Source organism: Geobacter sp. 60473 (assembly GCF_036323535.1).
In the GTDB taxonomy this organism is placed as follows: domain Bacteria; phylum Desulfobacterota; class Desulfuromonadia; order Geobacterales; family Geobacteraceae; genus Geobacter; species Geobacter sulfurreducens.
This window is the reverse complement of record NZ_AP028967.1, coordinates 2,210,279-2,223,567: the sequence shown is the minus strand read 5'-3', so window position 1 is coordinate 2,223,567 and position 13,289 is coordinate 2,210,279. Positions and strand designations below refer to the sequence as shown.

9 protein-coding genes are annotated in these 13,289 nt (G+C 63.9%); 8 read left to right on the top strand and 1 reads right to left on the bottom strand.

Going from position 1 to position 13,289, the window contains the following annotated elements; translation table 11 throughout:
* Positions 1–99: 99 nt before the first annotated feature.
* Entirely contained in the window at positions 100–2,553 is a 2,454-nt protein-coding gene (locus tag AABA48_RS10005) for an Rne/Rng family ribonuclease (protein ID WP_286350333.1), read from the bottom strand.
* Between the two features lie 271 nt (positions 2,554–2,824).
* On the opposite strand from AABA48_RS10005, the gene AABA48_RS10000 reads away from it, so the two are divergent.
* The 8 genes from AABA48_RS10000 (at position 2,825) to AABA48_RS09965 (ending at position 13,004) form a co-directional block, all read left to right on the top strand.
* Complete coding sequence (locus tag AABA48_RS10000; RefSeq protein WP_286350332.1) at positions 2,825–4,762, top strand: ABC-F family ATP-binding cassette domain-containing protein; 1,938 nt, start codon at positions 2,825–2,827, stop codon at positions 4,760–4,762.
* 129 nt (positions 4,763–4,891) lie between these two features.
* On the top strand, positions 4,892–7,210 hold the full coding sequence (gene lon, locus AABA48_RS09995; protein WP_286350331.1) for an endopeptidase La: 2,319 nt from the start codon (positions 4,892–4,894) through the stop codon (positions 7,208–7,210).
* Between the two features lie 6 nt (positions 7,211–7,216).
* Positions 7,217–7,987 (top strand): MlaE family ABC transporter permease, encoded by a 771-nt coding sequence (locus AABA48_RS09990; RefSeq protein ID WP_010941592.1) that lies wholly within the window; start codon positions 7,217–7,219, stop codon positions 7,985–7,987.
* Between the two features lie 10 nt (positions 7,988–7,997).
* On the top strand, positions 7,998–8,762 hold the full coding sequence (locus tag AABA48_RS09985) for an ABC transporter ATP-binding protein (RefSeq protein ID WP_286350330.1): 765 nt from the start codon (positions 7,998–8,000) through the stop codon (positions 8,760–8,762).
* A gap of 15 nt (positions 8,763–8,777) precedes the next feature.
* The gene (locus AABA48_RS09980; protein WP_010941594.1) at positions 8,778–9,860 is read left to right on the top strand and encodes an MlaD family protein; all 1,083 of its coding nucleotides are present in this window, start codon (positions 8,778–8,780) and stop codon (positions 9,858–9,860) included.
* A gap of 42 nt (positions 9,861–9,902) precedes the next feature.
* Positions 9,903–11,399, top strand: coding sequence for a M16 family metallopeptidase (locus tag AABA48_RS09975; protein ID WP_286350329.1), 1,497 nt, complete (start codon positions 9,903–9,905; stop codon positions 11,397–11,399).
* A 37-nt stretch (positions 11,400–11,436) separates the two neighbouring features.
* Positions 11,437–12,873: a M16 family metallopeptidase gene (locus AABA48_RS09970; protein ID WP_338270123.1), complete on the top strand. Its 1,437-nt coding sequence runs from the start codon at positions 11,437–11,439 to the stop codon at positions 12,871–12,873.
* 23 nt (positions 12,874–12,896) lie between these two features.
* The gene (locus AABA48_RS09965; protein ID WP_010941597.1) at positions 12,897–13,004 is read left to right on the top strand and encodes an RCKP-type rubredoxin-like domain-containing protein; all 108 of its coding nucleotides are present in this window, start codon (positions 12,897–12,899) and stop codon (positions 13,002–13,004) included.
* Positions 13,005–13,289: the final 285 nt, after the last annotated feature.

Sequence of the window (13,289 nt, the reverse complement as noted above, 5' to 3'; positions counted from 1 at the left end):
AAAGCTATACAGTAGGATGTGAAATGGCAGGGCTTCGGAGTGAAGCCCTGCCCGGTGGGGATCTGCGGCCGGACAGGCCGGCTTCGGAGTGTTCAGTTGCTATCCTGCCTCCGGTGTTCCTTCTGTCGGGGCTTCTTTCTTTTTGCGCGGAGCCCGTTTTTTCTTGGGCGGCTCGTCAGCGGCAGGCTCCGGAACAGGGGGCTGTACCGGGGCGGGTGCCGGTTCGGAGGCGGTCTTTTTGCGTGTGGCCCGCTTTTTTGCCGGTTTTGCTTCGGTCGGCAGGGCCGGGGTCGCTTCAGCTGCGGCAGGCGCCTGCTGTTCCTCGGGGAGAGTCGCGGCGGGCTCGGTCTGCTCGGGCTTTTCGGCCGCTTTTTTGCGGCTGCGTGGCGCGCGCGTCTTTTTGGGAGCGGGCTCGGCGCTTTCAGGGGACGCTTCGGCCGGGGCGAGCTCCGGTTCGGGCTCCGCGGCACGGGGCTCTGCCGGCTCCACTTCCGTTGCCGGCGCCTCGGTCGCCTCGCCGGCACGTTTTGGGGTCCGGCGCTTGCGCCGCCGCCGCTTCTTCTTCACCTCTTCCGAAGCTTCTCCTGCTTCTTCGGCAGGGATCGCCGCTTCGGTGGCCTCCTCTTCTGCCGGTTCTTCGGTGGCCTCCTCTTCTGCCGGCTCTTCGGCGATCTCCGGGGCTGAAGCTTCTTCGGCCGCGGTTTCGTCCGCTTTTGCCTTCTTGCCGCGCCGGCGCTTGCGCCGCCGCTTCTTCCTGGCTTCTTCGCCCGGAGCCTCCCCTTCCGCCGTTTCTTCGCCAGTCGCGGCCTCCGGTTCTTCTCCGCCGCCGGCTTCGAGCTCCTCGGGTTCTTCGATTTCAGCAGCCGCTACTGATTCTACCATCTCTTCGGCTTCGGCCTTGCCCTTCCGGCGGCTGCGGCGCCGTTTCTTTTTCTTGCCCTCGGTCTCGGCTGCCGATGCCTCGGCCGGGATTTCGGTCCCTTCGGCTGCTTCGGGCAGCCCTTCGGCGAGCGCCTCGGCCACCTTCTCCGCGTGCTCTTCGTGTGTTTCCACGTGGGCCGGTTTCTCACGCTTGACCAGTTCCACCTCTAGTTGGTTCATGAGGAACGAGGTCTTGCCCTTCACGGTCACGACAATGTCGTATTCATTTTCGATTTGGGCCAGTTCCCTCTTCTTGCGGTTCAGCAGGTAATAGGCGACCTCCAGGGGGAGCCCGCCGTGCACCTCGGCCACGGTCCCCTTGGCTGCCGCGGCGTGGACCTTGCGCAGGAAGGAGAGGGCCATGTTCTCGACGCTCTTCACCTTGCCCCGCCCGCCGCAGTGGGGACATTCCAGGGTGCTGCCCTGTTCGAGGGTCTGGCGGATCCGCTGGCGCGACATCTCCAGCATGCCGAACTGGGAAATGCGCCCCACCGTGACCCGGGCCTTGTCGTTCTTGAGGGCCGCCTTCAGGGTCTTTTCCACGGTGGTGATGTGCTTCTTGTCCCGCATGTCGATGAAGTCGAGCACGATGAGCCCGCCCAGGTCGCGCATCCGCAACTGACGGGCAGCCTCTTCCGCCGCTTCCAGATTGGTCTTGTACGCGGTGTCCTCGACCCCCTTCTCGCCGGTGGTCTTGCCTGAGTTGACGTCGATGGATACCAGGGCCTCGGTGGGCTCAATGATGAGGTAGCCGCCCGATTTGAGAGGAACTTTCTTTTCGTAGATGAGGTCGATCTGTTCTTCGATCTGGTAGCGGGAGAAGATGGGACGCTTTTCCGTGTGGAGCTTCACCAGCTTCTCGAACTTGGGCATGGTCTGCTTGAAGAATTCGCGGGCCTGCTTGTAGACGTCCTTGCTGTCCACCAGCACTTCGTCGATCTCGGCGGTGAAGTAGTCGCGGATGGTGCGGATGACCACGTCCAGTTCCCGGTGGAGGAGGGTGGGGCCCTTGGCCGCGGCTGCCTTGTCCACGATGCCCTGGTGGAGCTTCACCAGGTACTGGAGATCCTTGGCCAGTTCCGTCTTGGTCTTGCCCAGGGCCTCGGTCCGGACGATGTAGCCGTAGCCTTCGGGGATTTCCAGCTCGGCCACCTTTTCCTTGAGCTTCTTCCGGTCGGACTCGCTCTCCACCTTGCGGGAAATGCCCGCCGAGTCGCTGCCGGGCATGAGCACCATGTAGCGGCCCGGAAACGACATGTAGGTGGTCAGAGCCGCGCCCTTCATGTCCCGTTCGCCCTTTTCCACCTGGACAATGAGCTCCTGCCCCCGGCGGATGACTTCCTGGATGCGGGGACGGCGGCTGCGGCTCTCTTCGGGGATATCGCTGCGCCATTGCCAGAACGAGGGATGGATTTCCCCCATCTGGAGGAAGCCGAGCCGTTTCAGTCCGATGTCGACGAAGGCGGCCTGCAGTCCCGGTTCCACCCGGACCACCACCCCCTTGTAGACGTTGCCTCGGGTTTGTTCGCTCCCCTCGATTTCGATGTCCAGATCAACCAGCTTGCCGTCTTCAACGATGGCGACGCGTGATTCCTCCGGATGCATCACGTTGATGAGCATCTTTTTTGCCATTGATTTCAGTCCTTTGTGCGGTCTGCGGAATGCCCCGCGCCGCGGAAATGTATGGTCGCCCGCGGCGCAGGCCGCGCGACCCGATGGGTATTCGAACGCCCCATAGGCGCTGAAGGTCGATAAAACCTCAAAAGTATAGCAGAGTTTTCCCTTGTGTAATAAGAAAAAACTGGCCCCTGGTGCGCCCGCCTGCCGGAGCAATTGACAAAATCGCGGGGCACCCCCTAGTATAGCCCTGTAGCGCTAACGGAACGCGGTTCGGGATACCTTCATGCTCCATCTGAGAAAACTGTCAAAGGATTTCGCCGGCACCTCCCTGTTCGCGGAGATCGACTGGCATCTGAAAAAGGGGGAACGGGTCGGCCTCGTGGGCGAGAACGGGGCCGGGAAGTCGACCCTGATGCGCATCGTTGCCGGGCTCGTGGAACAGACATCGGGCGAGCTCATCTTCGCCCGGGGCGCCACGGTGGGCTACCTTCCCCAGGACGGGATCGTGACCCGCGGTCGAGGGCTCCTGGCGGAGGCCATGACCGCTCTGGAAGACCTTCAGTCCCTGGAACGGGAGCTGCACGAACTGACGTCGCGGCTGGAGAATATCTCTCACGATGCGCCGGAGCACGGCGAGTGTCTCGAACGCTACGGCCGGCTCCAGGAGGAGTTCCGGCTGCGGGGCGGATACTCCATGGAGGCGGAGGCCTGCCGGGTCCTGGACGGGCTCGGCTTCACCACCGGCGACCGGCAGCGCGACTGCGGCGAGTTTTCCGGCGGCTGGCAGATGCGGATCGCCCTGGCCAAGCTCCTGCTGAAAAAGCCCAACGTGCTGCTGCTGGACGAGCCGACCAACCACCTGGATATCGAGGCCCGCAACTGGCTGGAAGGGTATCTTCAGGAGTATCCCCATTCGGTCATCCTCGTCTCCCACGACCGCTTCTTCATGGACCAGGTCTGCCACCGGATCACGGAGGTCTGGAACGGCACCCTTACCGACTATCATTGCTCGTACAGCCGCTACCTGACGGCCCGGGAGGAGCGAGTGGCGGCCCTGCGCGAGGCGAAGCGGCGCCAGGACGAGGAAGTCGCAAAGATCGAGGACTTCATCAACCGCTTCCGCTACAAGGCTGACAAGGCGGCCCTGGTCCAATCGCGGGTCAAACAGCTGGAAAAGATCGAGCGGATCGTGTTGCCGCCTGAGCGCAAGAAGATCCGCTTCCGCTTCCCCGATCCCCCCAAGAGCGGCAGGATCGTGCTGGAGCTGAAGGGGGTGACCAAAGCCTACGGCAGTCACGTGGTCCTGGACGGGATCGATCTGACGGTGGAGAAGGGAGAGCGGATCGCCCTGGTGGGGCACAACGGCGCCGGCAAGTCGACCCTCATGGGGGTGCTGGCCGGCAAGCCGTTCCAGGGAGGGGAGCGGATCGCCGGCCACAACGTGGTTGCCGACTACTTCGCCCAGGACCAGGCCCAGGTGCTGGACGGTGCGAAAACGGCCCACGAGGAACTGCTGGCCGACGCACCCTTCGACATGGTACCCCAGCTGCGGGACATCCTCGGCGCCTTCCTCTTCACCGGCGACGACATCCACAAGCGGGTAGAGGTCCTCTCGGGCGGCGAGCGGAACCGGCTGGCACTGGCCAAGATGCTGTTGCGGCCCTCGAACCTGCTGTTGATGGACGAGCCGACCAACCACCTGGACCTCTTCAGCAAGGAGGTGCTGCTGGACGCCCTCAAGACCTTTGCCGGCACCGTGGTCTTCGTCTCCCACGACCGGCACTTCATCGACGGCCTGGCCACCCGGGTCGTGGAGGTGGAGGGAGGTCGGCTTACCAGCTATCACGGCGACTACGAGTATTACCTGCGGAAAAAAGCAGCGGACGATTGCCCGGCCCCACAGGCCGCCGCTGGCCGGTCCCCGGTGCCTGACGCATCGGCCGGGTCGCCGACCGCGGAATCCAAGGAGGAGCGGCAGCGCCAGCGGGAGGAGGAAAAGGCCCGCCAGCGGGACGAAAAGCGCCGCCTGAAGCGCCTCGAAGAGCTGGAATCCGCCATTGCCGCCGAAGAAGGGCTCCTGGCCGACCTGGAGGCGCGCATGGCTGATCCGGCCTTTTTCGATGACCACGAGCAGGCCCGGCGGGGGGGCGAAGAACATGCCGGACTCACCGCTCGCATTGCCTCCCTGTACGAAGAATGGGAGAGCGTCGCCGCAGGCTGAGGAGTGGGTGTTCCTATCCCCGCGACCTTGTTGCATTCACGCGCCATTCATTGACAGGCGCGGCTTCAGAGGCTACTCTTTCTGTACTCTGCTGCCACCGTGAGCCGCTCGACCAGAGGGTCAGTTCCCATGTCCGAGTCCGTGTCGATATCAGTCCCCGCCGTTCTTCCGCTCTTTCCCCTCCGGGAGATCGTCGCCTTTCCCTATATGATCTTCCCGCTGTTCCTCAAGGACGACGAACTGACCGCGTTCGAGGACATGCTCGGCCACGAGCAGATGGTGGTGCTCGCCCGGACCCGGGAAGAGGCGGCGCCCGGCCAGACGCCACAGCTCTGCGAGATCGGCACCCTCTGCAAGGTGAACCAGATCTACCGGCTTCCCGAGGGGGGCGGCAAGGTGGTCCTGGAGGGGGTCGTGCGGGTACGGATCCTGGACGTGGCGGATACGCTTCCCCACATCCAGGTCCGCTGTGAGGTGGTCCACGAGTTCTTCGAGAAGTCAGTGGTTTCCGAAGCTCTGGTCCAGAGTCTCAACGCACTCCTCAAGATCGCTCTTTCGTATGGTCGCCCCCTGCCGGACGACGTCATGAAGATGATCGACCTGATCGACAACCCGGCCCGGCTGGCGGACCTGGTGGCCCTCTACGTGAACCTCCCCCTGGACGAGCAGCAGCGGCTCCTGGAGACCGTGGACCCCCTTGAGCGGCTCAAGAAGGTGTACATGCACCTGACTGCCGAGGTGCAACGGCTCCAGGTGAAGGGCGAAGTGCAGGCCGAAGTGACCCGCCGGGTGGGGAAGAGCCAGAAGGAGTACCTGCTGCGGGAGCAGATGAAGCAGATCCAGGAGGAGCTTGGCGAGGAGGACCCGCGCGGCACCGAGATGACCGAGCTGCGGAGCCGGATCCAGAACGCCGGCATGCCCGACGAGGTCCGCAAGATCGCCGACAAGGAACTCAAGCGGCTGGACCGGATCAATCCTTCATCCCCCGAATACACGGTGGCCCGCACCTATCTGGACTACCTGGCCGGCATGCCCTGGGGCAGGTCGACGGCGGATAACCATGATATCAACCAGGCCGAGGCGGTGCTGGACGAAGACCACTACGACCTGAAAAAGGTCAAGGAACGGATTCTTGAATACCTGGCCGTCCGGACCCTGCGCGAGAAGATGAAGGGGCCGATCCTCTGCTTCGTGGGTCCTCCGGGGGTGGGGAAGACGAGCCTCGGCAAGTCCATCGCCCGGGCCCTGGGGCGGAAGTTCATCCGGATGTCCCTGGGGGGGATGCGAGACGAGGCGGAAATACGCGGCCATCGCCGCACCTACATCGGCGCGCTTCCGGGCCGGATCATCCAGGAAATTTTCCGTTGCGGCAGCAACAACCCGGTCTTCATGCTCGACGAGGTGGACAAGATCGGCCTCGACTTCCGGGGCGACCCGGCGAGCGCGCTCCTGGAGGTGCTCGACCCGGAACAGAACAGCACCTTCACCGACCACTATCTGGACGTGCCCTTCGATCTCTCCAACGTCATGTTCATCACCACGGCCAACCTGTTGGACCCGGTGCCGGCGGCCCTCAAGGACCGGATGGAGGTGATCCGGCTCTCGGGCTACACCGACGAGGAGAAGGAAAAGATCGCGGTCCGCTACCTCATCCCCAAGGAGGTTGAGGAAAACGGCCTCTCCGCCACCCCTCCCGCCTTTGCGTCTGCCGCTATATACAAGATCATCGGCGACTACACCCGGGAGGCCGGGGTGCGCAACCTGCAGCGGAGCATCGCATCGGTCTGCCGGAAGGTGGCCAAGGAGATCACCCAGGGCAAGCCCCTGCGGGAGACCATCACCCCCGAGGTGGTGGAGGAGTTTCTGGGGCCCCGCACCTTCTTCAACGAGGTGGCGGCGGAACAGGATCGGGTCGGCGTGGTGACGGGGCTCGCCTGGACCGAGACCGGCGGGGACATTCTCTTCGTGGAGGCGACCCGCATGAAGGGGAAGCGGGATCTGATCCTGACCGGCAGCCTGGGGGACGTGATGAAGGAGTCGGCCCGGACCGCCCTTTCCTACGTGCGCGCCACCTGCGCGGACTGGGGGATCGACGAGGGGGCCTTCGAGGACACCGATCTCCACATCCACGTGCCGGCCGGGGCTATTCCCAAGGACGGCCCGTCCGCCGGGCTCACCATGGTGACCGCCATTGTGTCGCTGCTGTCGGGACGGCCGGCCCGGCGCGACGTGGCCATGACCGGCGAGATCAGCCTCACCGGCCGGGCGCTGGCCATCGGCGGCCTTAAGGAGAAGGTCCTGGCGGCCCGGCGGGCCGGGGTCAAGACCGTGGTGGCGCCCTCGCGCAACCGGGAGAACCTTGAGGATATCCCCGACGACGTGAAGAACGAGCTTACCTTCATCTTTGTGGATGACGTGCATGAGGCGGTGGCTGCCGCGCTCCAGTGACAACCGATGCCATTGACCTCCATTGAACACACCGTCAAAAGCTTCCTCGCCGAATTCCAGGCGTTCTGCGTCCTGTCGCTCAGGGCCGTGGTGCGCATCTTCCGCCGCCCCGGCTACTACCGGGAATTCGTCATCCAGTTCGACAAGATGGGCGTCGGCTCCCTCTTCATCATCTGCCTCACGGGACTGTTCACCGGCATGGTCATGGCGCTCCAGGCCCTGATCCAGCTCAAGCCCTTCGCCGCCACCAGCTACGTGGGGGGGATGGTGGCGGTAACCATGGTAAAGGAGCTGGGGCCGGTCCTCTCGTCCCTCATGGTCGCGGGCCGGGTCGGCTCGTCCATCACCGCCGAGCTGGGCACCATGGTGGTGACCGAGCAGGTGGACGCCATGCGGGTGGAGGGGACCGACATCGTCAGCCGGCTGGTCACCTCCCGCCTCAAGGCACTGATGCTGGCCATGCCCATGCTCGCCCTGGTCACCGACGCGGTGGCCCTGCTGGGCGGGTACATCATTGCGGCGGGGTATGACATCAACCTCCTCATGTACTGGAAGTCACTGCCCCAGTTCATGGTGTTCCAGGACCTCATCGAGGGGGTGATGAAACCCTTTGTCTTCGGTACGCTCATCGCGCTCATCGGCTGTTACGTGGGGCTTTCCACCAGCGGCGGCGCCGAGGGGGTGGGGACGTCGGCCAAGCGGGCAGTGGTTCTCTCATCGGTCATGGTGTTGGTGGCCGATTTTTTCATGACCAAGATATTTATTGTGTTCCGGTGAGGGCGACGACGTGAGCGGCGGCGAACAGGGCATCAGGATGGACAAGGTTTCCTACTCCGTGGGCGGGCGGACGATCCTCACGGAGTTCGACCTGTTTTTCGCGCCGGGCGTGAACCGCACCATCCTGGGACGGAGCGGGGCCGGCAAGACCACCATCCTGCGGCTCATGCTGGGACTGATCCGCCCCCAGGCCGGGACCATCTCCATCGACGGCATCCCCATCGGGAGCCTGAGCGAGAGCGAGCTGATCCGGCTCCGGAAGCAGATCGCCATCGTCTTTCAGGGGGGGGCGCTCTTCGATTCTCTCACGGTGGGAGAAAACGTGGGCTACCGGCTGCTGGAGGAGGGGCGCCTCGGCGAGGGGGAGATTGAGCGGATCGTGCTTGAGAAGCTCTCCTTCGTGGGGCTCGAGCACTCCATCGACCTCTATCCGGCAGAGCTCTCCGGCGGCATGAAAAAGCGGGTGGCCATCGCCCGGGCCCTGGCCGCCGAGCCGCGCTACATCTTTTTCGACGAGCCCACCACCGGCCTCGACCCGGTGGGGGTTTACAACATCCAGCACCTGATGCTCCGCCTGCAGGGGGAGGGGAAAACCACCCTGATGGTCACCCATGACCTGGAAACCGCTTTCGCCGTGTCCGAGCGATTTTCGTTCCTCCACGAAGCGCGGCTCCTCTTCGAGGGGACCGAGGAGGAGATGCGCCGGTGCGCCGTACCCGATATCCGCGAGTTCCTGACGCCGTCGGAGGCGTCGCTCTTCAGGAACAGCGACTAGAACAGAGGACAGTTCATGAAACGAAGCGACACCATATCGTGGTCCCAGGTGCGGGGCGGGCTTTTCGTCCTGGCGGCCCTGGCCTTTTTTGCCGGCGGGGTCCTGATCATGGGGGACAAGACCAAGTTCTTCGTGCCCAAGGGGAGGCTGTCGGTGATCATGACCGACGTGGCCGGACTCAAGGTGGGTGCTCCGGTCTGGCTGGCCGGGGTCGATGTGGGCATCGTCACCGACATCCGTTTCGAGCGCCCCGAGCAGAGCAATGAGGTGGAGGCGGTGCTTGAGGTGGACGAGGAGGCCCTGAAGAAGATCGGCCGCGACTCGGTCATCACCGTCAAGACCCGCGGACTCCTGGGGGAAAAGTACGTTGACATCACCCCCACCCGCCAGATCATCGCCACACCCGTGACGCGGCTCCAGGGCACCAGCCTCCCCAAACTCGACGACGTGGTCCAGAAGGCGGGCGAGGCCTTCGAGCGGGTCAACGCCGTGGTGGCCAAGACCGAGCGGGGCGAGGGGACCCTGGGGCGTTTCGCCAGTGACCCCAAGCTCTACGACAACCTGGTGCGGCTCACGGTGGAACTGAACACCATCGCCGGCTCAGTGAACCGGGGCGAGGGCACCCTCGGCATGCTCAACCGGAGCCGTGAGCCCTATGACCGGCTCATGAAGATCCTGTCCCGCGCCGACGACACCCTGGCGGAGATCCAGTCGTCGGAAGGGACCCTGAGCAAGCTTATTCGCGACCGTGAGCTCTACGACAAGCTGGTGGCGGTGGCCGACAAGGCCGGCGGTGCCGCGGACGAGGTGCGGGAGCTGAACCGCAAGCTGGTGGCCAAGGAGGGAACCCTGGGGCTCCTCCTGGCCGACCGGGGCTTCTACGACAAGGGGATGAGCCTCATCGACCGGGCCGACCGCTCCCTTTCCTCCCTGGAAGAGATCACCACGCGCCTCCAGCGGGGCGAGGGGACCGCCGGCAAGCTCCTGTCGGACAAGGAGCTCTACGACAAGCTCAACCGGATGGTGGACGACCTGGACCTGCTCGTCAGGGACATCAAGGAAAACCCCAAGCGGTACGTGAAGTTTTCGCTGTTCTGACGGCCGGAACGACCCGGCAATCACTTTCAACTGAGGTAGGACATGAAAAGATCGGCTATGTGCATCGCAGTGCAAATGCTGCTGGCGTTGGTTGTCATCCTCCCGGCCCTCGGCGCGGGCCTTGAGGAGCGGGTGCGGGAGCATACCCTGAAAAACGGGATGAAGCTCCTCATGGTTGAGCGCCATACTTCCCCCACGGTGGCGGCGTGGATCCGGTTCCGGGTGGGGAGCGTGGACGAGCGCAGCGACGAGCGGGGAATCGCCCACCTGCTGGAACACATGCTGTTCAAGGGGACCAAGACCCTCGGCACGAAGGATTATGCCGCCGAAAAGCCGCTCCTGGACAAGATCGAGGAAACGGCCCAGGCCCTGATCGCCGAGAAGGCCAAGGGCGCCCGGGCCGACGCCGGCCGGGTGGATGAACTCGGCAAGAAGCTCAATGCCCTGGAGGCCGATGCCGGGAAGTACGTGATCAAGGAGGAGTTCGCCGAGATCTACGCCCGCAACGGCGGGGCCGGCTACAACGCCATGACCGGCAAGGACGGCACCACCTACCTCATCAACATGCCTTCCAACAAGCTGGAGCTCTGGGCCGCCATCGAGGGGGACCGGATGCAGAACGCGGTGCTGCGCGAGTTCTACACCGAGCGCGACGTGGTCATGGAGGAGCGCCGCCGCTCCTACGACACGGAGCCGGGGTCCAAGCTCTGGGAGACTTTCGTGGCCGTCACCTACAATGCCCACCCCTACGGTCAGCCGATCATCGGCTGGATGTCCGATCTGGAGAACCTGACCAGGACCAAGGCCGAGGAGTTCTTCCGCCGCTACTACAAGCCCAACAACGCCATCGTTGCCCTGGTGGGGGACATCGACCCGGACAAGACCATCGCCCTGGTTGAGAAGTACTTCGGCGATATCCCGCCCGGGACCCTGGTGGGACCGGTGGCCGTGGTGGAGCCCGCCCAGCAGGGTGAGCGTCGGGTGGAGATCCTGGCCGACGCGGAGCCGGAACTGCTTGTCGGCTTCCACAAGCCCACCCTGCCCAATCCCGACGACTACGTCTTCGACGTGATCGACATGATCCTGGCCGACGGCCGCACCTCGCGCCTCTACAAGAAGCTGGTGGTGGAGAAGCAGCTGGCCGCCGAGGTCTCAACCTTTTCTGCCCCGGGAAGCCGCTATCCCAACCTCTTCGTGCTGGCCGCCACCCCCCGCGCGCCCCACACGGCGAAGGAGGTGGAGGATGCCATCTACGAGGAGCTGGAGCGGCTCAAGAAGGAGCCCATGACCGAGCGGGAGCTGGCGCAGATCCTCAATCGCCTGGAATACGAGGAAAGCCGGCAGATGATCTCCAACGGCGGGCTCGCCCGCAACCTGACCGAGTATGAAGCGGTCACCGGCTCATGGCGGTACCTGATCGAGCACCGCAAAGAGGTGGCCAAGGTGACCCCCGACGACGTGATCCGGGTGGCCCGGAAGTATTTCGTCCGCGAGAACCGGACCGTGGGGGTCATCACGAAGAAAGAAGACGTAAAGTAGCGGCACAGCCAACCTTATCGCGAACGAGGACGCACGAATGACCATTACGCAACGTTTCGCCCTGTTCTTAGCATTTCTGGTACTCGTACCCCTTGCCGCCCTGGGCGCCGAGGCGCCCAAAACAGCAAAGGCCGACCCCCGCACCATGACCTTCCCGCAGCCGGACTTCGAGGTCCCCCGGACCGAGCGGGCGGTGCTGAAAAACGGCATGGTCGTCCACATGCTCCCGGACCGGGAGCTGCCCGTGGTGAGCCTCACGGCCTACGTGAACGTGGGGAGCATCTATGAGCCGGCCGACAAGGCGGGCCTTGCCGGGCTCACCGGTGCGGTCATGCGGAGCGGCGGCACCAGGGATATGGCCCCCGAGGCCCTGGACGCGGAGCTTGAGTTCATGGCCTCCTCGGTGGAGGGGGGTATCGGCAGCGATGCGGGGAATGTCTCCCTGGCGTCCCTGTCCCGCAACCTTCCCCGGACCCTGGAACTGTTCGCCCGGGTGATGATGAACCCGGCCTTCCGGGAAGACCGGGTTACCCTGGCAAAGAACCGGACCATTGAGGCCATCCGCCGCCAGAATGACGATTCCAAGGGAATCGCCGACCGTGAACTCCAGAAGGCCCTCTATACCGGCCACCCCCTGGGGCGCTTCCCTACGGTGGCCACGGTCCAGTCCATCACCCGCGACGATCTGGCGGCGTTTCACGACCGCTATTTCCGCCCCGGTAACGTTGTCATCGCCGCTGCCGGCGACTTTGACCCCAAGGAACTGGTGAAGCTCCTGGAAAAGGCCTTTGCAGGCTGGAAGGAAGAGAAGGTCGATTTCCCGCCCGTGGCCGAACCGTCCCGGGAGATGAAGCCCGCCGTGCTCCTGGCGCGCAAGGAGGTGAACCAGTCGGCCATCCGCATGGGGCACCTGGGGATCGACAAGAACAACCCGGATCTCTACGCCATCAGGGTCATGGACTACATCCTGGGGGGCGGCTTCACCTCGCGCCTCACCACCGAGATCCGTTCCAACCAGGGGCTGGCCTACAACGTGAGTGCCTCCTTCGACGTGGGGCGCCGCTTTGTGGGCACCTTCGAAGCTGAAACGGAAACCAAGAGCGAATCCACGGCCAAGGCCATCGGTCTCATGCGGGACATCATCGACGGCATGCGCAAGGAGCCGGTGACCGACCAGGAGCTGAACCTGGCCAAGGAGGCGATCATCAACTCCTTCATCTTCGGTTTCGCCCGTCCCGACTTCATTGCCAACCAGCGGGCCCGGCTTGAATTCTACGGCTATCCCGACGGGTACCTGGAAAACTACCGCGCCAACATCGCCCGGGTCACCAAGGAGGACATCCTCCGCGTGGCGCGGACGTATCTGCACCCCGACCGGCTGACCATCCTCGTGGTCGGTGACGACAAGACTTTCGACAAGCCCCTCTCCACCTTCGGCACGGTTCAGGAGATCAAGCTGGAGAACGGGAAATAAGTCCGAAGAAAGGAGACAACAGCATGGCAACCTGGAAGTGCGGAACCTGCGGTTTCACCAAGGAGGGGCGCTGCAAGCCCCAGAAGTGTCCCCAGTGCCAGGAAAAGGGGAATTTCGAGAAGCAGGAGTGACGAGCAAAGGGCGGCCGACGGGGCCGCCCTTTTTGTTTGAAGGCAATCAATCCTACTTTGTCACATTTGCTTTCAGCTGGTTTAAAGGGGGCCGGGGATTCTCCCTTCGAAAAAGCTCCAAGCGCCGCCTGCGTTTCCCCGATTCTCCGTAACAGCCAGCGAGCCGATTTCCTGTCGCACCGGCACCCTGCGTTTTTGCGAGACATTTCCTCCGGGAGAATCCCCGGCTCACTTGGGGGACAGTCAGTGTAGCTATGACAAAGCAGAAGTATTTGACGTAATTTT